Below are 20139 nucleotides of genomic sequence, written 5' to 3' on the forward strand. Positions count from 1 at the left end.
ACAGGGATACGAGAAATCGCATCCCTACCCATCACGCGAAAGGCCCCGGTGAGAAATCACCGGGGCCTTCGTGCGTTCAAAGGCACAGGCACAGGCACAGGCGCGGGCACGGGCACGGGCACGGGCACGGGCGCGGGCGGCTTGAAGCGCAAGGCTCATAGTGCAGGGCGCATGGGCCGGGAAGGCCTGAAGCGCAGGACGCATGCACATGCGGCGAGACGGGATACTCGTGGGGGCGACAACGTGGATTCGGATGGCGTTTCCACGTGCCCGACGCGTGGCATGGGATGGAACGCCCGGGCCAGGACGCCGCGAGCCCCGGCGTAGATCGGTGGCGTGCGATGCGCTGGCGGTGGTTCGCACCGGCGCGGTCAGCCTACCGGCATTCCAGTTCGGCAACGTCCAGCGCGGTTACCTCGACGATGTCCGCAGCGGGAGCCGCCGCCGGGATGCTGCGCGCGGAGTTGCCCTCCACCTGGGATGTCCCGTTTCCTGCCGGGTTGGCCGGGAGCGGATCGGCGGGGTTGCGGCTGGTTCCGTTGGTACTGGGGACGATGATGGTCATCCCGCCGGGCTGACCGGCCGTGAACTGCTGCATTGCTGCCCTGATCTGCTCCCCGGCGGCCGTGTTGGCGGCATGCAGGGCCTCCTGCGTCCGGGGCGAGGTGCCGTTGCGGCTTGCCAGTTCGTCATTGGCCAGCATCTGGGTGCGCAACATCTGGATGCGCCCGACCAGTTCTTCCTGCGTGGGGGCGCGCTTCTTGTCTTCGGTCAGCCCGCTTACCCCGGCGTAGAACGAACACAATTCATGGTACTCGGTAATGTCGCGCAGCATGGCTTCCGGCGGGTACTCGGCAAGGTTCCGGCTTTCCTGGGTGCGTATGGCCTGAAGCTTGGCGCCGCGCTGGGTGTCGATCTGCTTCACGATGGCAGGCGCCAGAAAGTTGCCGTAGAACGTTTCGCTGATGTTGGAGCCGAGGCCGCTGGAAATGGACGCGGAACCGGACAGCGCCCGTGCCGCCCCCTCGCCGGTGACGATGGCCCCCAACCCGCCGAGAATCGTGCTGAGGCCGGAGAAGCTGCCCTGAATGGCTGCCGCATGCGCGTAAATGCGCGCCTTGTGCTGGGCGCACGCCTGGTCCGATATGTTGAGCAGGTATTCGCCAAGCCGGTTGCGGTAGATGGTCGACTTGGTGGCCAGGCAGGCCGCGCGCCCGCTGGTGCCGGGCAAGGTGCCTTCGTCGAGGTTGAAGGGGTAGACGGGGGTATTGGCGGGCGATTTGTCCGCACCCACCGGCGCTATGCCCCCGGTCCTGGTCTTGGCGTCTGTGCGGGTGGATACCGGATTGACCTGGAACTGGTCTTCGTATTCGCTGCGCACGGGCTTCAGCAGGGCACATGCGGGCAAGGCAATGACGATGGCCAACAGGCATGCCACCACGGGCGGGCCTGCGCGGGGAATGCGGTGCAGTGGCATGGAACACTCCTTGGTTGAAGGTTTGCCCACGTATACCGCGCCCACCCCTTGTCGGCCATTAGATGGTCGATATCCTGTCGTCGCTTCCGCTTGACGAAGCGGGGGCATGGGGCTAGCACGACCGATAACCATCATGATGCCGCGCGACTGGCGAGAAAGTGGAGCAACACCACGAGGGAGCGCGGCATTCGTCAGCGCCGCTCGCCTGGGCCGCATCGGACACGATGCCGACAACCACCTTCCCCGTCCGGGGAAGCCTGTCCGGAGGCCGCCCATGTGCTTGTTCATGGCATTTCAGGCAATCCTTCCCCGACCTGGCGGCGCTGATGCCGCGAACGACCACGGTTCGGGCCGCATCTCCCTCAGCCGTGCCGCGTGGTATCTTCGTGCCGCCCGCGCCGGTCTTGCCGCGGCCATCTGGCGCATGGCGCACGCCTGTCGCGCAGCCGGGGACGCCGCCTGCGGCACCCCTGCCGTGCTTCCCTGTCTCATTCCCGCAGCCTCGCGGCCCGTTTCCCGGCCTGTTTCCGGCCCTGTTCGGGGGAGGTCCGCATGTTGAGGCGCATCCTGTCCGAATCGTCGCTCTCCGCCCTTGTGGCAGGCCTGGTGGCGGTCATCGTTTCCTATGCCGGGCCTGCCGCGCTGATGTTCCAGGCCGCTGAAGCCGCACATCTGAGCCAGGCCCAGCTGTCCAGCTGGATCTGGGCCATTTCCGTGGCCAGCGGCGTGACCGGCATCGGCCTCAGCCTGCGCTACCGGGTGCCGGTGATCACCGCGTGGTCCACCCCCGGCGCGGCCCTGCTGGCCGCCGGATGGACCGCCTACAGCTACCCGGAGGCCATCGGGGCGTTCATCGCCGTGGGGGTGGCCATCACCGTGTTCGGCGTGACCGGGCTGTTCGCCGCGTTCATGGACCGCATTCCAAGGGCGGTGGTGTCGGCCATGCTGGCGGGCATCCTGTTCCGGTTCTGCGTGGACGTGTTCACGCGCATGCAGGCAGCGCCGCTGCTGGTGGCGCCCATGCTGCTGACGTGGCTGGCGGCCCGCCGCCTGGCCCCCCGCTACGCCGTGCTGCTGCCGCTGCTGGCGGGGTTGCTGGTGGCGGGGCTGACCGGCCAGCTTTCGTTCGGCGCGGTAAGCGCCGCGCCCGCCGTGCCGGTGTTCACCATGCCCCACTTCACCATGGGGGCGTTGCTGGGCCTTGGCGTGCCGCTGTTCGTGGTGGCCATGGCCGGGCAGAACGCCACGGGGCTGGGGGTGATGCGGGCATCCGGGTACAACACGCCCGGCAGCCCGCTGGTGACGTGGACGGGCGTGGCATCCACCCTGCTGGCGCCGTTCGGCTCGCACGGGGTGAACCTGGCGGCCATCACCGCCGCCATCTGCACCGGGCCTGAAGCCCACGCGGACCCGGCGCGGCGCTACTGGGCGGGCATCTTCTGCGGCGGGTTCTACGTGCTGGTGGGCACCTTCGGGGCCACGCTGGTGGGGCTGTTCACGGCGCTGCCGCAGGCGCTGGTTGCCGTGGTGTCTGGCCTTGCCCTGCTGGGCGCGTTTCTGGGGGGGCTGACCCAGGCCACGGAAGACCCGGTGCACCGGGAAAGCGCCGTCATCACTTTTCTGGTCACCGTGTCCGGGGTGAGCCTGCTGGGCGTGGGCTCGTCGTTCTGGGGGCTGCTGGCGGGCCTGCTGGCCGGGGCGGTGCTGGTGGGGCCGCAGGCGCGGTTGCAGGCGGCCATCACAGCGCACGCGGGTCGGGCGTCGGCGCGCAAGTAACCGCAAGGCTACCCGTGCGGGCGTTGCCTTGCCGCTTGGGACGAACGTGAAATGAGCAGCGGCGTGGACGGGTAGACCGTTCGCGCCGCTGTTGCATTCGGGGGGCTGATTCGGGGAGGGATTGGGGGCGGAGCGAGGTCTGTCCCCATCGTGGCGGCGAATGCAGGGGGGCGAGGGAGGTCAGGCCGAGGCGCGACCGGCAGGGGCACCACGCTCCAACCAAATCGTCTTAATCAATCACCTCGGCCAATAACACCGTCCAATCACTCAGGACAGGCCGTCACGCCGAATCAGGCCGCCGCATCGCCGAAAAGGGCCTGCTCCATGGCCTCGGTGTCGGCCAGAACGTGGCCCACCAACGACGAGAACGCCGCGGGGGCCAGCTTCAGGCGGTCCAGTGCCCCGCGCGCGGGCTGGCGCAGCAATTCGTCGCCCGGCATGTGATAGCCCAGGGCCACGGCGATGCCGTCGCCAAGGTGCACGTACAGGCCAAGGTCGCTCCAGTCGCGGGCATCCGGCCCGTGGTGGGTTGCCGCCGCCTCGGCCACGGCATCGCCCAGCCGCCAGGCATCCAGCAGACGGTGTCCGATGTCGCAGTGGTCGTAGCCCAGCAACTGGCGCTCCGCCGCCTGGATGGGCATGGCCTCCTGCCGGGCGCGGCGGGAAATCTGGGTGGCCAGGTCAGGCAGGTTGCCCATCAGCAGCAGGTGCCCGATGTCGTGCAGCATGCCCGCCACGAACGCCCGTCCGGGTTCGGCCCCACCGCAGGCCACGGCCAGTGCGCGGGCCGCCGTGGCCGCGCATGCCGCGTGCCGCCAGAAGGTGCGCCGGGCGGACACGTCGCGCGGGGTCATCAGGCGCATCAGCGAGGCGGCGGTGACGAGGCTGAGAATCTGGCGCATGCCCAGCATCATCACGGCGCGCTGCACCGTCTCCACCGGCACCAGCGGGGCGTGCAGCGGGCTGTTGGCGATGCGCAGCACGGCGGCGGTCAGGTAGGTGTCATGCTGGATGATGCGCGCCACGTCGTCGGGGGTGGCGTCGTCGGACGTCACCAGCGCGCTCAGGCGCTGCACCACTTCCGGCGGTGTGGTCAGGGCCGGACGGCGGGCCAGCAGCGCGGCCAGGGAAGGAGCGTCGGTGCGAGGCGCGGCGGAACGCGCCGTGGCGGTGCCGCCGTCGGCGGATGTTCCGGAAGGGTTCCGGGCAGTGCGGCCCGTGTCCGGCTGCCCTTCGCGCAGCAGGCGTGTGCGTGCCCAGCCCGCCAGCTCGGCCAGAAGCGGATGGGACATATCCACCTGGGCGAAGCGCCGGGACAGTTCCGCGTCCGCCCATGCGGCAGCGCCGGGGCGCGCGGCGAGATCCGTCTCGCGCTCCGGTCCGGATGCCGGGCCGGGCCGGGCCGGGTGCGGCGCCGCCCCTGCCTTGGGGGCAGCCGCGGAAGGGGCGGATGGGCGGGGCTTTCCGCCGGTGAAGAATCCCATGGTGTGGCCGGGAACGCCGCGCGGGGCGCGGGCAGAGTGTGTCCGTCAGCCTGACGGATATCGCAGAGCGCCCGGCTTGAAAAGCGGTACTCTGGGCGTGCGCAGCTCCAAAAACGCAGAACGGCTTGCGGACCGCCCGCAAGCCGATTTCTGCGTCATGCAAAGAAAGGAAGGATGTCTGGTTTACTGCACGGAGCGTGCCATGATGTGCTGTGCCGTGGCTTTTACGTGTAATACGCAGGAATCACATGTTTTTGGCGTTGGCGTCGTCCCAGCCTGCGCTCCTGCCCCACGTGCAGGAAGTTGAACCTGCCTTCCCCGGCCCCGGAAGGCGGCCAAGAAATTTGACCGCAATCCGATCAGGGGGGCGGGGGCTGTTCCGCATCCCGCCCGCCGCTGTCGTCTATTGCTCCACGTACAGGTACCGCTTGATCTTGTGGGTGGGCGTCTTCTCGAAGGGTTCGGTCTGCTCGATGACCTTGTGCAGCCGCGCGAAGGTGGACACCTTGGTGTTCACTTCGTTGCGCAGTTCTTCCAGCAGGGCGGCCACCTTGTCACGGGCCTTGGTGGCGGGCAGCCCGCCGAATTCCTCGTCCAGCCGCGCGTAGTCCAGATGGATGCGCGCCGCCAGCCTGCCGTCCAGCTGGAACACCAGCGATTCCAGCACGTACGGCGACTGCTGGATGATCGCTTCCACCTCTTCGGGGTAGATGTTCTCGCCGCTGGGGCCCACGATGACGTTCTTCAGCCTGCCCTTGATGTACAGGTAGCCGTCGCGGTCGAACTTGCCCAGGTCGCCGGTGCGGAACCACCCGTCCTCGGTGAACACGGAGGCGGTGATCTCCGGCGCTTTGGCGTATTCGCGCATCACGTTGGGGCCGCGCACCAGTATTTCGCCTTCGCCGGTGGCCGGGTCGGGCGCGTCTATGCGCACTTCCACCCCGGTCAGGGGCCAGCCGGTGGCGGTCAGGCGGGTGTCTGCCGGACCGCAGCCCGCCACAAGCGGAGACGTTTCAGTCAGGCCGTAGCCGATGGCGTACGGAAAGCCCGCCTCGCGCAGAAAGCGTTCCACGTCGGGCGCGATGGCCGCGCCGCCGATGCAGAAGATGCGCAGTGCGCCGCCAAAGGTTTGCAGCAGCTTCTTGCCCGCGATCGCGTGCAGCTTGCGCCGCACGAAGGGCAGTGCGTACAGCCGCCGCTTCAGCCAGGTATCGGTGAACTTCGGCAGCACGGCGGACTTGAAGATCTTTTCGATGACCAGCGGCACCGACAGCATGGCCGTGGGCCGCACCTGGGCCAGCGCGGGCAGCAGGGCGCGCGCCGTGGGCGGCTTGTCCATGTAGTACACGTGCGCGCCGTTCAGCACCGGCAGCACCAGGCCCAGCGTGCATTCGTAGGTGTGCGACAGGGGCAGGATGGACAGCATGCGGTCGCCGGGGACCAGTTGCACGATGGTCTTCACCGTGTCCGCGTCCCACACGATGTTGCGGTGGGTCAGCACCACGCCCTTGGAATGGCCGGTGGTGCCTGAGGTGTAGATCATGGCCGCCACGTCGTCCTCGCCCGGCTCTTCTGCGGCCAGGTGGGTGAAGCGCATGGCCTTGTCGCGCAGGCGGCGGAATTCGCGCAGACCGCGTTCCTTCAGTTCGCGCAGCTTGTCGCGCGTGGCGCCCTGCTGCACGGGGTGGAAATTCTCGATCTGGATGAGCACCGGCGGGGTGTCGAACTGGCCGTCCTCCAGCTTAGGGAACAGCCGCTCGGAGACGAGCACCACCTTGGCTTCCGAATGGCGGATGATGTGATGCACGGCATCCGCGTGGAATTCCGGAAGGATGGGCACGGCAACGGCGCCCATGGCGGTAATGGCGAAATAGGCGATGCCCCAGTTGGGCATGCTTTCGGACAGGATGGCCACCCGGTCGCCGCGCGCCACGCCCTGTTCCGCCAGCAGTGCGGACACCGTGGTGGCGTGTTCGAGCAATTCACGAAAGGTTACCGGCGCGCCGCCGATCTGCGACAGCGCGGGCTGGTCCGCGTACAGTTCGGCGCTGCGTTCCAGCACCCGCCTGAGGGTAAGCGTCTGCAACTCCATGCAAGCTCCTTCATGTGAGACTTCACGGATGTACGGCAAAGCCGGATTCGCTGCAATCCCATGCGGCGCGACGGCGGGCGCTGAATGTGGCGTGACGCCGCAACGTCACGGGCGTTGACGGGCGGCATTGCGTTGCAGTGGCCGGGGGCAGGGCCGGGCGCGGAGGCCGGACACGGAGATCGGGGACGCTGGCTGGACGCTGGCTGGGCGGTGACTGGACGGTGGCTGGACGGGGGGGGGGGGGGGACGCTGCCGCCGGTGGCGGGGGTGAAGCCGGCAGGAGCGGACAAGGGCGGCGCTCCGTGCCGTGGCGGATTGTACTGGTGCGGGGTGTTGCGCTTGCCCTTGCGGGTGCGCATGCTCGCACCGGTTGACCACGCAGCCCGTCGTGTCGCATACCGGAGGGACCATCCAAACCCCAACGCCGCACGAGGTTTCCCATGCTCAAGCACATCGTCTGGTGGACCCTGAAGGACGAGGCCGAAGGCGCCTCCGCCGCCGAGAACGCCGCCAAGATGAAGGCCATGCTCGACCCGCTCATGGGCAAGATTCCCAGCCTGAAAGGGCTGGAGGTGAGCATCACCTTCCTCGGCACCACCACCGAGCCGGTGCAGATCATCCTGGTGTCCACCCACGACGACGCCGAAGGGCTGAAGGCCTATGCCGAACACCCCGAGCACGTGCAATGCGTGGATTTCATCAAGAAGATCGTGGCCAGCCGCAAGGCCATCGACTTCACGGTGTAGCCGCGCTGGCCGGGGGTGCCCGGCGGTGCCTTTTTCCGGGGCGGAAGAGCATGGCTCTTCCGCCCCGTGCCGTTCAGGCGGCGTGGCGGGCATGCTGGCATTCGGTTGCGGCGGCGAGGCGGGCCGCCTGAACGGTACGGGGCGGAATTACCTGGTGCCCGAGGCCACGAAGATGGAAATGCTGGCGCTGGCGCACCCGCAGGCGGATGTGGCGCAGCAGGTGCCCCCCGCGTCTTCCACGCGCACGTCGCACAGCCCCGCCTCGCCCAGCCAGCGGGCCACGTCATCGCGCCGGAACCCCGGCCAGCGGTCGTGGTGTTCCCGCAACAGAAAGGCGTTGTCGTGCAGGTCCAGGTCGGTCAGCACCACCCGCCCGCCGGGGCGGACGATGCGGGCCATTTCGCGCAGGGCCGCGCCCGGGTCTTCGGCATGGTGCAGGTACATGTTGGCGAAGGCGTGGTCCACCGCGCCGTCGGGCAGGGGCAGGGCGTTGCCCTCGCAAACCCGGCAGACCACCGGGGGCAGGCCGGGGCCGCCCGCCGCAAAGGGCTTGCGCCGCAGCACGTCCAGCATGGCCGCATTGGCGTCCAGCGCCATGACGGCCACCCCCCGCGCCACCAGCGCCTCGGTGACGAAGCCGGTGCCCGCGCCGACGTCCGCCGCCATCTGGCCGGGGGCCAGCGGCGCCCGGGCGCAGGCCGCATCGCGCACGGCCCCGGAAAAGAACCCGGCGCGCAGGGTGTCCCAGTTGTCCGCCACGGCATCGAAATAGCCCTTGCATCCCATTTGCGTCCTCCTGCATGTTTCGGGTGACCATCGGATGCCGGAATGTATGCCCGCGCTGTTCGCGCGGCCATTCGCATGTTCCGGTGGCGGGTTCGGAAAAAACGAACGAGGCGGGCCGCCAGACAGGTGGGCCAGCCATGTGTGGAAGACTGGGTCAGCCATGTGCGGACGGGCGCGGCAGCCGTGTGCGCCCATGGGCCGTCCGGTACGGGGAGAAGCATGGAACTCTATCAGTTGCGCACCTTTGCCGTGGTGGCGGAGACCGGAAACCTGACCCGCGCGGCAGAACGGCTGCACGCCAGCCCGCCCGCCGTCAGCGCGCACATCCGCGCGCTGGAGGACGAACTGGGGGTGGCCCTGTTCCGGCGCACCCCGCGTGGCATGGAACTGACCGACGCCGGGCGCGACCTGCGCGAGCGGGCGGGCACGGTGCTGGCCGGGGCCGAGGAATTGCGGGCGCGCGCCCTGGCCCTGCGGGGCGAGCCGGAGGGTGAGGTGACTCTGGCCCTGCACGCGGCCTCGCACCTGTTGCGGGTGGACGCGGCGCACGCCCTGCTGCGCCAGTCCGCGCCCCGCGTGCGGCTGCGCCTGTCGCGCGCCATGAGTTGGGAAGTGGTGGCCGACCTGCGGTCAGGCATACTGGACGCGGGCTTTCTGTACCTGGCGGATCAGGCCCCGGCAGGTGGGGCAGATGGCGGGGCGGCTGGTGCGCCCGGCGACGTGACCGTGCCGGAAGGGCTGGCCGTGACGCCGCTGGCCCGGATCGGGCTGCACGTCATCGGCCCGCTGGAATGGGCGGATGCATTGCAATCGGGCACTCTGGCCGAACTGGCGGCCTTGCCCTGGCTGTGGGTGCCGTGCGAGTGCCCGTTCTGTCCGGTGATGGAGCGATTGTTCGCCACCGTGGGCGTGGAGCCCACCGTGGCCGCCGTGGCCGAGCAGGAGGACGCCCTGTGCGCCCTTGCCGCCGGAGGGGCCGGGCTGACGGTGATGGTCGAGGCCGAGGCGCGCGCCGCCGTGGCCGAAGGCCGCCTGGCCCTGCGCGAGAAGCCCGTGGCCCACGTGACGCTTGCCTTCGCGGCGCCCGCCGCACGGGCCGAGGAACCGGCCCTCGTGGCCCTGCGCGGGGCGGTGTGCGCCGCCTGGGGCGTGGGGAGCGGAAGCGCCGTCCCTACAGCACGCTGACGTAGGAATACATGACCACGAAGTGGCAGAAGCTACCCGCCATCACGAACAGGTGGAATATCTCGTGGAAGCCGAAGTGCCGGAAGCGGTTGGGGCGCTTCAGCGCGTAGATCACCGCGCCCGCCGAATAGAACGCGCCGCCCGCCACCAGCCAGGCCAGCGCCCCGGCTTGCAGGTTCATGACCAGCGGGTAGATGCCCACCAGCGCCATCCAGCCCATGCCCAGGTAGATGCCCGTGGACACCCAGCGCGGCGCGTGCAGCCAGAACACCTTGGTGAAGATGCCCGCCACGGCCACCGCCCATACGCAGCCGAACAGCGACCAGCCCCACGGCCCGCGCAGCGGGATGAGGCAGATGGGCGTGTAGGTGGCCGCGATGTAGACGAAGATCATGGAATGGTCCACGCGGCGCATCAGGCGCACGCCCCGTTCCGGCAGGGGCAGCCAGTGGTACAGGGTGCTGGCCGTGTACAGCAGCACCATGGACACCCCGAAGACGGAAAAGGTCACCACGTGCCACGGCAGCAGGGGCGATGCCGCGCGCACCACCAGCAGCACCGTGCCCAGCACGGCCAGCAGCGCGCCGATGCAGTGGGTAAGGCCGCTGACCGGGTCGCGCAGGCTGGACACCATGCGGCGCAGCAGCGAGGTGGGGGGGGATGGGTGCAGGGCTGCGGTCATGGCGGTGTCCTCCTGGGCAGGCGCGGGAGAAAGGCGCGGCACGCGCGGATGGCGGGCTGCATGTGGCGGGCGGAATGCGCCGCCGCATGGACCTGCATAGCCGGTTTCGGTCCCGCCGTCACGCGGGGGACTGGCGGGGCGGGGCACAGGGAACAGGAAAGGAAGGGGCGGAATGCCGCCCCGCATCGGGGATACGCGCATTCCGCCCGAGGTTGCGATGTGCGGGGCTGTCGACTTTCTGTCGGACCGGTTCGCTGCCGGGCCTATTCGTTGTCCGACCGGCCTTCTTCGCGGCCCACGCCCAGCAGGGCCAGGGCAAAGTCGCCGCCGTCGAAGGGGCGCAGGTCTTCCATCTTTTCGCCAAGGCCCACGAAGGTGATGGGAATGCCGAACTGCATGGCCACCGCCACCACGATGCCGCCCTTGGCCGTGCCGTCCAGCTTGGTCAGCACGATTTCGTCCACCCCGCAGGCTTCGTTGAACAGCTTGGTCTGCGACAGGGCGTTCTGCCCGGTGGTGGCGTCGATGACCAGGATGGAGCGGTGCGGCGCGCCGGGGTGCTTGCGCTCCAGGATCCGGCGGATCTTGTGCAGTTCTTCCATCAGGTTGACCTTGGTGTGCAGGCGGCCCGCCGTGTCCACGAACACGATGTCGTAGCCGCCCGCCAGGGCCACGTCCATGGCCTCGAAGGCCACGGCTGCCGGGTCGGACCCGGCGGTCTTGGCGTGAAAGTCCGCCCCCACGCGCTTGGCCCACACTTCCAGCTGCTCGATGGCCGCCGCGCGGAAGGTGTCCGCCGCGGCGATGAGCACCTTCTTGCCCTGCATGCGGGCGCGGTGGGCCAGCTTGGCGATGGTGGTGGTCTTGCCCACGCCGTTGACGCCGATCATCAGCACCACCTCGGGCGGGGTCACGGCGGCGATGCGGCGCGGCGCGCGGAAGATGTCCTGCAGTTCCTCGCGCAGCAGGTCGCGGAAGGCGGCGGGATCGTCGGTGCCGGCCTTGCGGGCGCGTTCCTTCAGGCGTCCCGTCAACTGCATGGCGGGCTCGAAGCCCACGTCCGCCATTATCAGGATTTCTTCCAGCTCTTCCCAGAACGTGTCGTCGATGCGGCCATGCGAGGCCAGCAGTGCGTCGATGCGCCCGGTGATCTGCTCGCGCGTGCGGGCAAGCCCCTCGGTCAGCTTCAGGAACAGGCGGTTGCGTTCGTCCTCCTCGTCTTCAAGGTCAAGGGCAAGCGCCAGCCGGTATTGCAGTTCGGAGCGGAAGTCGCCCACGTAGCGGTAGTCCATGGCGGCAAGCCAGCGCCGGAAGTCGGCGATGAAGGCTTCGGCCTCGGCCTCCGGGGTTTCCAGCGCGGCGAACAGGAAGCGCAGCCGTTCCCACAGCGTGTCGTCCGCCTCGTCCACGCCGGTCAGCACGTGGCCCAGCCACACCGAAAGGCGCGGCTCGGACTGGCGCAGGGCGCGGGCAAGCTCCGCCCGCCAGGGGGCGTCCTGTGCGCCGGGCGCGCCGGGGCTTGCCGGAATGTCGGGTGCGCCGGGGACTGCCGGTTCCGGCGTTGCGGCGGCCTCCTGCGGCGCGGCTGCCGATGGGGTTGCCGATGCGTTTGGCGCTGCCGTGGGCGCATCCGGCTCGCGGGGCGTCCACAATTTCTTGATGGCGCTGAAGAAACCCATATGTCGTCCTCCAGATGCGGGGGATGTGGCGGTGAGATGCGTCGGTGCGGACCGTGGAGCCCGGGGGCCGTGTCCGTCCCGTCGGACCGGGTGCGGGGGGCTGCCGGTCACGGGGCCGCCACAACTTTGCCCAGAACCCCCGGCGAGTCAAGGCGGGCAGGGTGCGGGGCGCCCCCGGCGGAGCCCCGCACCGGCTGGCCGGGCACAAGGGGGCAGCCAGTCCCCGCCCGGAATCGCATTTCCGCCCCATCCATCGTCCTGCCGCTCTTTCCATCGCCTGGAGCATCGTGTACGCTGCCGTAAACCGGAAGGCCGATGTGCCGCCGCCCGCCCCGCGCCCCGCATGGGGTGCCGCGCGCGGGCCGGGCCCTTCCGAGACCGGCGACGGGGACATGACGCGCGCATGAGCAACACCACCGCCAGCAAAGGAATCTCCGTCCCGGACATCATCAAGGGGCGTTCGCTGTCGCGCGACCTCACCGTGAGCCTCGTGGTGATGGTGCTGGTGGTGGTGGCGGCGCTGTTCTCGTTCGTCTACGTGCAGATTTCGCGCGACATGCTGCACGAGGTGGACCGCAAGGCCGACGAATACATCACCCGCCTGGCCGACATCCTGTCCATTCCCATGTGGAACTTCGACGCGCGCACCATGGACCAGATCGGTTCGGTGTTCGCGCAGTACGAACTGATCAACGAAATCCACATCGAGGACGCCCAGGGCAATACCCTGTTCCGGGTGCGCAAGGGCGCGGACGCCGACGCCACCGTGTTTCGCGAACGGGCCGTGCGCTTCGAGTCGGAAGTCATTGGCCGGGTGTCCATGGTGGTCACCCTGCAAGAGTACCGGCGCAGCCTGGAGCGGCTGCTGAAGGCCAGCGCCCTTATCATGGGCAGCGTGCTGGTGGTGCTGCTGGCTTCCACCGGGATGCTGCTGCGCGTGTTTCTGCGCCGCCCGCTGGAGGCGCTGCGATCCGGCATGGACCAGATAGCCAGGGGCGATTTTGCCTACGACATGGGGTCCATCGCCCATGCCGAACTGGCCCAGATCGCCGAGAATTTTTCGCGCATGTGCAGCCAGGTGGAGCAGCGCGAAAACGAACTGCACGCCATCAACACCAAGTTGCAGGACGAGATACAAAGCCGCCGCCAGACGGAACTGGCCCTGCGCGCCAGCGAGGAACGCTACGCCCTGGTGGTGGGCGGCACCAGCGACGGCATCTGGGACTGGGATCTCGTCACCAACACCGTCTATTTTTCGCCGCGCTGGAAATCCATCATCGGCTACGAAGACCACGAAGTGCCCAACCGGCTGGAAGAGTGGAAGGTGCGGGTGCACCCCGACGACCTGGATGTCGTGCTGCACGCCCACGACGACTACCTTGCCCGCCGCGTGCCCGAGTTTCAGGTGGAATACCGCATGCGCCACAAGGACGACAGCTACCGCTGGATCCTGGGGCGCGGCGCGGCCCTGTGGGACGTCAACGGGGTGCCCGTGCGCATGGCCGGGGCCCATACCGACATCACCACCCGCAAGGAAGTGGAGCAGGAACTGCGCGAGGCCAAGAACAACCTCGACAACATCCTGAACGCCATGCCCTCGATCATCGTGGGGGTTGACCAGTCCGGCAGCATCACCCTGTGGAACCGCACGGCGGAACGCGTCACCAGCCTGTCGCGCGACGCAGTGCTCGGTCGCCCCGTGGGCGAGGCCCTGCCCGACTTCGGCTTTCTGCTGGACGAAATCCGCCGGTCCATCGCCGAGGGCGGCACCATTGCGCTGGACAAGACGCCCGTGCCCGGTCCCGGGGTCACCCGCTACTTCGACATCGTCATCTACCCCGTGGTTTCGCGGGGCAGCTTTGGCGCCGTGGTGCGCCTGGACGACACCACCGGACGCATCCGCATCGAGGAGATGATGGTGCAGACCGAAAAGATGTTGTCGGTGGGCGGGCTTGCGGCGGGCATGGCGCACGAGATCAACAACCCCCTCGGCGGCATCCTGCAAGGGGCGCAGAACATCCAGCGCAGGCTGGACCCGGACTTCGCTCCCAACGTGGTGGCGGCTGAAGAGTCGGGCTGCTCCATGGATTCCATCCGGGGCTACCTGGACCGCCGGGGCATCCTGCGTTTTCTGGAAGGCATCCGCGAATCGGGCAACCGCGCGGCCAACATCGTGTCCAACATGCTGGAATTCAGCCGCCGCAGCGAATCGCGCTGGCAGCGGGTGTCGCTGCCCTATCTGGTGGACCGCACTCTGGAACTGGCGGCCAACGACTACGACCTGAAGAAGAAGTACGACTTCCGGCACATCGACATCGTGCGCGACTTTGCCGCAGACCTGCCCGACCTGCCCTGCATGCCCACCGAAATCGAGCAGGTGCTGCTGAACCTGTTCAAGAACGCCGCCCAGGCCATGCACCTGCGCGGCGACAGGCCCGACCCGCCGCGCATCTCGGTAAGCCTGCGCCACGAAGGCGGCATGCTGCGCATTGATGTGGCCGACAACGGCCCCGGCATGGAAGAGGAGGTGCGGCGCAGGGTGTTCGAGCCGTTCTTCACCACCAAGAGCGTGGGCGAGGGGACGGGCCTGGGGCTTTCGGTGTCGTACTTCATCATCACCACCAACCACGGCGGCACCTTTACCGTGGAATCCGAGCCGGGCCGGGGCACCGTGTTCACCCTGCGGTTGCCGGTGGATCAGCGCCACGTGACGACGTAGGGTCTGCCTCTGCATTCTCCCCCGGCTTTTTGTTGACGCCGCGCCGCAAGCGCGGCGTTTTTGCGCGGTGCCAGCCGGAGGCGGGCGTCTTCGGCTGCCCCGCCCGGCGCTTTCTGCCCCCTGTGCCTTCTCCCCCCCTGCCCTGTCCGCGTCCTGTCCGGGCCATGCCGCAAAAGGCCGCGGAGCCGCGCCCCCCAACACCTTCCTGCTTGCCATCACAGGCAAATGTTTCTAAGTGATTCCGCTCGGCACTGCACGATGTGGACAAGGGCGGCCAACAGCCGCCCGCCTTTGGCGCGCGAGGGAACGCGGCCCGGTTTCGGGCGGCGTGCGCGCCGGGTTGTCGCACGGCCATTTCCGGCCGCATGCATATCGGAGGCACTGTGTTCCGTGTTCTTCTGGCCGCGCTGCTCTGCGTCGCGGCATGGTCTCCTTTTGCCGAAGCCGCGGGCTTCGCCATGTACGAATTCAGCGCGCGGGGCAACGCACTGGGCGGCGCCATGACGGCGCGCCGGGCCGACCCTTCGTCCATCGCCTTCAACCCCGCCCTGGTCACCCAGCTGGAGGGCACGCAAACCCTGGCCGGGGTCACCGTTGTGGCGCCGCAGGTGACCGCAGACGTCAACGGAGGTTCCACGGATACCGAATCCAACATGTGGACCATTCCGCACGCCTACGCCACCACCCAGATCAACGACAACCTGTTTCTGGGCGTGGGCACCTTCTCGCGCTTCGGCCTGGGCACGGAATACCCGTCCGGCTGGGCGGGCCGCACCGAATTGCAGTCGGTGAACATCCAGTCCATGTCGGTGAACCCGGTGCTGGGCGTGCGCCACGGCGATTTTGCGTTCGGCTTCGGCGTCGAGGCCATGTGGTTCGAGTATGACCAGAAGAAGGCCATCACCCCCATGCCCGGCGCGGATATCGACGGGCGGGTCAAGGGTGACGCCACCGGCCTCGGCCTGAACGGCGGCGCCTGGTGGAAGGCCACCGACAGCGTGGCCCTGGGGGCCAGCTTCCGCACGCCCATCAAGCAAAAACTTGAAGGCCGGGCCACCTTCGACAAGAACGGCGCGGCCCTGCCCGGCATGTTCAACGACACCGATGCCGAAGGCTCCGTGACCCTGCCCGGCGAAGTGCGCGTGGGCGTGGCGTGGGAGCCGGACAACCGCTGGAGCGTGGCCGTGGACGTGACCCGCACCTTCTGGAGCAGCTACGACGAGTTGCGCATCGGCTACGGCGATCCGCTGGCCCCCGGCGTGACCGAAAGCCTGAAGACCACAGAATGGCGCGACGTGTGGCGGCTGGGCCTTGGCGTGGAATACCGCCTGACCGACATGGTGGACCTGCGCGCGGGCTACGTCTACGACTGCGAACCCGTGAACCCCGACCATCTCGACTTTCTGGTGCCCGCCAACGACCGCCAGTTGTACAGCGTGGGCGTGGGCCTGCATGACGGGCCGTGGCGGGTGGACGTTTCGTACACCTATTTGTGGATCAAGGGGCGCGACGGCGAGGTGCGCAGCGATGACGGCACCGTGTACGACGTGCGCTTCCATGATGGGGATGCGCATCTCGTTGGGCTTTCCGCGGGCTGGGAATTCTAGGCGGCGCCGACACAAGGGCCTTTTTGTTTCTGCCGTCGTCAGGCCGCCTTTTCATTCCGGTCGAGTACGAAAAGAGTACGCGTTGCGGTCGCCATCCGTAAGGCTCTCAAGCTCGCCTGACGGCTGCCGCACTCCCTTCATGAAAAGCCGGTCTTCCTCGGCAGGAAACAAAAAATCCTCTTGTGCCGACACCGCCTTCGGCGGTGTGCTTTAGCGGTGCTGGTTAAATACGTTCGAAAATGCAAAGGGGAGGAACCGCGAGGTTCCTCCCCTTTGCCGTATCGTGGGGGCAAGTGGCCGATTGCGGCCCGAGCCTAGATCAGCTTGTCGAAGATCAGCTTGTACGTGGCGCGGATGTGCAGGGCCAGGCGCAGGCGCAGGGTCTTGGCCTCGGCATCGCCCAGCGACAGCAGGGAAACCAGGTGGTGGGCCGCCTCGGAGAAGTCGGTATCGCCCTTGTGCTCCAGCATGCCCACGTAGCCGCGCACCTTTTCGGTCAGCGCGGTGGCCTCCTGACGGGCGGCATTGCGCGTGGGCGCCTGCTGGAAGCGTTCCAGGAACGTTTCGAAGATCACCTCGAAGTCGTCCGGGAACGACCTGCGCAGGGCCAGCCGCCACAGGGCGATGAACAGGGCCCGCAGATCCTGCAACGCGCGTTTGCGCCGCATGAACTGCATGCGCCCGATACCCATGGCGTCGATTTCCGGCGTGAAGTCGAAGGAATCGAGCAGGGCGGCGAAGTTGTCCAGAACCTCGTCGACGGTATAGGCGGGCGATGCGCTCATGCCCGGCAGCGGCCCGGCGCTCATTCGGCGTCGGCCTCCGCGTGGTGTGCCGCACCGGCGTCCGCGCCTTCGGTCGCGGCCCCGGCGGGCTTTTTGCGGCGGCGGCGCCTGCGGCGTTTGGCGGGCGTGGCCGCGTTGCCGGTGGCGGCGTCACTGGCGTCGTTTCCGCCGGGTTGGTCGTCGAAGTCCTCGTCGAACTCGTCGTCGAACGCGCCGGAGCCTTCCAGGGCCTGGGTCAGCACGGGCTGTACCGGTGCCGGTGCGGCCTTGGGGGCCTCCTTGGGCTTCGCTGCGGCCTTGCCCCCGGATCGCGAGGACTGAGAGGATCGGGCGGATTGAGCGGGCTGGGCCTGCGCCTTGGCCCCGGTGGGCAGCCGTTGGCCGAACACGCTGCCTACCGATGCAGAGGAGCCGCGCACGTCATCCAGACGGTCGTCATCTTCGCTCAGGTAGTCTTCCAGCAGCAGGGGCATGCCGTCGTCTTCGTCCTCGTCCCTTTCGGGGGCCTTGGACCGGGGCTTGCCGCCGGATGCGGCCTTGCCCGCGGACGCGGCCTTGCCCTTTTCGGGGCTGGCGGCTTCGGCCTTGCCCCTGCCACGGCGTGCGCCGCGCGCGGGCTTGGCGTCAGCGGTCTCTTCCGTGGAACTGGGGGCGTCGGGAGCGTCGGAATCCGCATTGTCGGGCGCGGACTCGGTCGCCTGGGCAGCCTTGGCGGCCTTGCCACGGGCAGGGCGCGCGGACTTGGCCTTGGCGGGCTTGCCTGCCGGTGCGTCTTCCGCCTCGTCCTCAACGGATGCAACGGATGCAACGGGTGCATCGGTTTTGGCGGGGCGGGCTTCCCTGCGCTGTCTGGGCGCTTCGGGCGACGTCTTGGGGGCTTCGGGCGCTTCGGGTGCTTCGGGTGCGGCGGTCATGCCGCCATCCCATGCATCGTCAGCGTCGTCCGTCATGTCGTCCGCGTGATCCTGAGTGGCGTCGGCGGCCTGTCCGGCTTCCTGCGCGGCACGGGCCTCGGCATCGCGGCGGCGCTTGCGGCCACGGCCCCGGCGCGACCGGCGGCGCCCTTCGCGGGGGGCCTGGTCGTCTTCACGCTGTTCCGCGTGCTGTTCCGGGCTGCCGGAGCCGGAGGGGGCGTCCGTTGCGGCTGCGACGGGTGCGCGTTCTTCGCGCCGCTCGTCCTTGCGTTCGTCCTTACGCTCGTCCCGGCGCTCGTCACGGCGTTCATCGCGCCGCTCGTCCTTGCGATCGTCCCGGCGCTCGTCCCGGCGTTCGTCCCGGCGGTCACGGTCGCGACGGCGTCCTTCGCGACCGTCGCGTTCATCCCGTCTGTCATCACGGCGCTCATCCCTGCGGTCATCGCGGCGTTCTTCGCGGCGGCGGTCCTGTCGGGGGGCCGGGGCGGTGGCGGGCATGGGCGGGGCCGCATGCAGGCTTTCCTGGTAGTACTGGTCCAGCAGCATGGCCAGCAGCGCAAGCTGCTCGTCGTCCCCGGCCAGGGCGCGGGCCAGCGGCGCGAAGCGCTGCTGCCGTTCGCGTTCCAGCCCGGTGCGGGCGCGCAGGCGCGCTTCCAGCAGGGCGGTCAGCCGGTCACCGGCAATGCGCGCCACCGACTCGTCGTCGGGGGTGGGCCGATGCTGGATGTCGATCTTGTAGTGCTTGGCGATGCGCTGCAGTTCCAGCTTCTGGATGATGTCCACAAGCGAGATGACCGTGCCCGCCGAACCCGCGCGACCGGTGCGCCCGGCGCGGTGAATGTACGATTCGCGGTCTTCCGGCGGCTCGTACAGGATGACGTGCGAAAGGTCGGGAATGTCGATGCCGCGCGCGGCCACGTCGGTGGCCACCAGAAAGCGCACCCCGCCCTTGCGCAGGTTGCCCAGCACCTGTTCGCGCTTGGCCTGGGTCAGGTCGGCTGAAAGTTCGTCGGCATTGTAGCCGAAGCCCTGCAACACCGCCGTCACGTAGTGCACGTTGGCCTTGGTGTTGCAGAAGATGATGGCCGCCGTGGGGTTTTCGGACTCGATGATGCGCACCAGCGCCCGGTCCTTGTCCATGGGCTTGGTTTCGCAATACAGGTGCTGCGTCTGGGCCACGTGCACCTGCTGGTGGCTCAGGCTGAGCATGCGCGGTTCGCTCAGGAACTCGCCCGCCAGGTTCAGCACGTGGGGCGGGTAGGTGGCGGAGAACAGGTACGCGGAAATGCGGCGCTTGGGCAGGTAGCGCTGGATTTCCTTCATGTCCGGGTAGAACCCGATGGACAGCATGCGGTCGGCTTCGTCGAACACCAGCGCCCGGATGCGGTCCAGGTTCATGGTGCGGCGCAGCAGGTGGTCCAGCACGCGGCCCGGCGTGCCCACCACCAGGTGCGCGCCGTCGCGCAGGGCGTCCATCTGCTTGCCGTAGCCCACGCCGCCGTACACGGCGGCCACGTTCAGCCCGGTGCCCTCGAACAGCACGCGGGCCTCGTATTCCACCTGCAAGGCCAGCTCGCGCGTGGGCACCAGGATCAGGGCCTGCACGGCGGGTTCGTCGGGGGACAGGCGTTCGAGCAGCGGCAGCAGGAAGGCCCCGGTCTTGCCGCTGCCCGTGCGCGACTGCACCATCAGGTCGCGCTTGGCGAAGATGTACGGCAGCGCGCGGGTCTGCACCGGCATCAGGTTGGTCCACCCGGCGCGGGCGGCGGCCTCCTGCATCATGGGGGGCAGGTCGGCCAGGGTCACCGGAGGCAGCGCGTCTTCGGGCTCGTCGATGCGGGTGATCTCGGCGGCAAGGCGCAGGGCCGGGTCTTCGTCGTCCGCAAGGGCAGCGAGAGCGGTGGGGTCTGCGGTGTCTGCGGTGTCTGCGGGAATTGCGGGCGCGGGATCGGAAATTTCGGTGGGGGTGCCTTCGGCAGGGGCGTCGGAAGCGGCCACGGGGGGCGGGGTGCCGGGTGTGTCGGCGGCGGTGGTGCCGGGGGTGTCAGCGACGGCGGGGGCGGGCACATCGGAAGCGGCAGGCGCGGACGAAGGGGTTTCGTCGGTGTCGGCAGCCGAGTGCGCGTCGCCCTCAAGGCGTGGATCGTGGGTCATGCAGGTTCCTTGTTGGACCGGCGAGGCCGGTGCGATGTGGCGTCATTCCGGCG

At 68.7% G+C, this 20139-nt stretch carries 13 protein-coding genes and 1 riboswitch; of the genes, 5 read left to right on the forward strand and 8 right to left on the reverse strand.

What is annotated here, in order from left to right; translation table 11 throughout:
• Nucleotides 1–376: 376 nt before the first annotated feature.
• Nucleotides 377–1477, reverse strand: coding sequence for a hypothetical protein (locus tag K6142_RS16320; protein ID WP_190245920.1), 1101 nt, complete (start codon nt 1475–1477; stop codon nt 377–379).
• 133 nt (nt 1478–1610) lie between these two features.
• Nucleotides 1611–1695, forward strand: a riboswitch (ZMP/ZTP riboswitch).
• 334 nt (nt 1696–2029) lie between these two features.
• Here K6142_RS16320 and K6142_RS16325 point away from each other — a divergent pair.
• Nucleotides 2030–3253, forward strand: coding sequence for a benzoate/H(+) symporter BenE family transporter (locus K6142_RS16325; RefSeq protein WP_190245919.1), 1224 nt, complete (start codon nt 2030–2032; stop codon nt 3251–3253).
• Between the two features lie 290 nt (nt 3254–3543).
• On the opposite strand, the gene K6142_RS16330 is transcribed toward K6142_RS16325, so the two are convergent.
• Both K6142_RS16330 and K6142_RS16335 read right to left on the reverse strand, forming a co-directional pair.
• Nucleotides 3544–4737, reverse strand: coding sequence for an HDOD domain-containing protein (locus K6142_RS16330; protein ID WP_190245918.1), 1194 nt, complete (start codon nt 4735–4737; stop codon nt 3544–3546).
• A gap of 403 nt (nt 4738–5140) precedes the next feature.
• Nucleotides 5141–6829 carry a long-chain fatty acid--CoA ligase gene (locus K6142_RS16335; RefSeq protein ID WP_190245917.1) on the reverse strand — a complete coding sequence of 563 codons (1689 nt, stop codon included), beginning with the start codon at nt 6827–6829 and terminating at the stop codon, nt 5141–5143.
• 440 nt (nt 6830–7269) lie between these two features.
• On the opposite strand from K6142_RS16335, the gene K6142_RS16340 reads away from it, so the two are divergent.
• Nucleotides 7270–7575, forward strand: a complete 306-nt coding sequence (locus K6142_RS16340) for a Dabb family protein (protein WP_190245916.1) — start codon at nt 7270–7272, stop codon at nt 7573–7575.
• A gap of 147 nt (nt 7576–7722) precedes the next feature.
• Here the strand turns inward: K6142_RS16340 and K6142_RS16345 are convergent, their stop codons facing one another.
• Nucleotides 7723–8361 (reverse strand): class I SAM-dependent methyltransferase, encoded by a 639-nt coding sequence (locus tag K6142_RS16345; RefSeq protein WP_190245915.1) that lies wholly within the window; start codon nt 8359–8361, stop codon nt 7723–7725.
• Between the two features lie 219 nt (nt 8362–8580).
• On the opposite strand from K6142_RS16345, the gene K6142_RS16350 reads away from it, so the two are divergent.
• Nucleotides 8581–9546: a LysR family transcriptional regulator gene (locus K6142_RS16350; protein ID WP_223380947.1), complete on the forward strand. Its 966-nt coding sequence runs from the start codon at nt 8581–8583 to the stop codon at nt 9544–9546.
• On the opposite strand, the gene trhA is transcribed toward K6142_RS16350, so the two are convergent.
• Both trhA and ftsY read right to left on the reverse strand, forming a co-directional pair.
• Nucleotides 9533–10180, reverse strand: a complete 648-nt coding sequence (gene trhA, locus K6142_RS16355) for a PAQR family membrane homeostasis protein TrhA (protein ID WP_190243790.1) — start codon at nt 10178–10180, stop codon at nt 9533–9535. The two genes, K6142_RS16350 and trhA, sit on opposite strands and share 14 nt — an antisense overlap.
• 311 nt (nt 10181–10491) lie before the next feature.
• Entirely contained in the window at nt 10492–11907 is a 1416-nt protein-coding gene (gene ftsY, locus K6142_RS16360) for a signal recognition particle-docking protein FtsY (RefSeq protein WP_190243742.1), read from the reverse strand.
• 403 nt (nt 11908–12310) lie between these two features.
• Between ftsY and K6142_RS16365 the strand changes: the two genes are divergently transcribed.
• Nucleotides 12311–14626: an ATP-binding protein gene (locus tag K6142_RS16365; RefSeq protein ID WP_190243743.1), complete on the forward strand. Its 2316-nt coding sequence runs from the start codon at nt 12311–12313 to the stop codon at nt 14624–14626.
• A gap of 383 nt (nt 14627–15009) precedes the next feature.
• On the forward strand, nt 15010–16233 hold the full coding sequence (locus K6142_RS16370) for an OmpP1/FadL family transporter (RefSeq protein ID WP_190243744.1): 1224 nt from the start codon (nt 15010–15012) through the stop codon (nt 16231–16233).
• Nucleotides 16234–16547: 314 nt separating this feature from the next.
• Here K6142_RS16370 and K6142_RS16375 read toward each other — a convergent pair whose 3' ends face one another.
• Both K6142_RS16375 and K6142_RS16380 read right to left on the reverse strand, forming a co-directional pair.
• Nucleotides 16548–17042: a hypothetical protein gene (locus tag K6142_RS16375; protein ID WP_190243745.1), complete on the reverse strand. Its 495-nt coding sequence runs from the start codon at nt 17040–17042 to the stop codon at nt 16548–16550.
• Entirely contained in the window at nt 17039–20086 is a 3048-nt protein-coding gene (locus K6142_RS16380; RefSeq protein WP_190243746.1) for a DEAD/DEAH box helicase, read from the reverse strand. Before K6142_RS16380 ends, K6142_RS16375 begins: the two co-directional genes overlap by 4 nt.
• Nucleotides 20087–20139: the final 53 nt, after the last annotated feature.

The organism is Nitratidesulfovibrio sp. SRB-5, from assembly GCF_019931275.1.
In the GTDB taxonomy this organism is placed as follows: domain Bacteria; phylum Desulfobacterota; class Desulfovibrionia; order Desulfovibrionales; family Desulfovibrionaceae; genus Cupidesulfovibrio.

Excerpts from the sequence above, each read along its gene's own strand:
- K6142_RS16380 (WP_190243746.1), bottom strand. The coding sequence starts at position 20,086 with ATGACCCACGATCCACGCCTTGAGGGCGACGCGCACTCGGCTGCCGAC.
- trhA (WP_190243790.1), bottom strand. The coding sequence starts at position 10,180 with ATGGTGTCCAGCCTGCGCGACCCGGTCAGCGGCCTTACCCACTGCATC.
- K6142_RS16330 (WP_190245918.1), bottom strand. The coding sequence starts at position 4,737 with ATGGGATTCTTCACCGGCGGAAAGCCCCGCCCATCCGCCCCTTCCGCG.
- K6142_RS16340 (WP_190245916.1), top strand. The coding sequence starts at position 7,270 with ATGCTCAAGCACATCGTCTGGTGGACCCTGAAGGACGAGGCCGAAGGC.
- K6142_RS16345 (WP_190245915.1), bottom strand. The coding sequence starts at position 8,361 with ATGGGATGCAAGGGCTATTTCGATGCCGTGGCGGACAACTGGGACACC.
- K6142_RS16335 (WP_190245917.1), bottom strand. The coding sequence starts at position 6,829 with ATGGAGTTGCAGACGCTTACCCTCAGGCGGGTGCTGGAACGCAGCGCC.
- K6142_RS16350 (WP_223380947.1), top strand. The coding sequence starts at position 8,581 with ATGGAACTCTATCAGTTGCGCACCTTTGCCGTGGTGGCGGAGACCGGA.
- K6142_RS16375 (WP_190243745.1), bottom strand. The coding sequence starts at position 17,042 with ATGAGCGCCGGGCCGCTGCCGGGCATGAGCGCATCGCCCGCCTATACC.
- K6142_RS16365 (WP_190243743.1), top strand. The coding sequence starts at position 12,311 with ATGAGCAACACCACCGCCAGCAAAGGAATCTCCGTCCCGGACATCATC.
- K6142_RS16325 (WP_190245919.1), top strand. The coding sequence starts at position 2,030 with ATGTTGAGGCGCATCCTGTCCGAATCGTCGCTCTCCGCCCTTGTGGCA.
- ftsY (WP_190243742.1), bottom strand. The coding sequence starts at position 11,907 with ATGGGTTTCTTCAGCGCCATCAAGAAATTGTGGACGCCCCGCGAGCCG.
- K6142_RS16320 (WP_190245920.1), bottom strand. The coding sequence starts at position 1,477 with ATGCCACTGCACCGCATTCCCCGCGCAGGCCCGCCCGTGGTGGCATGC.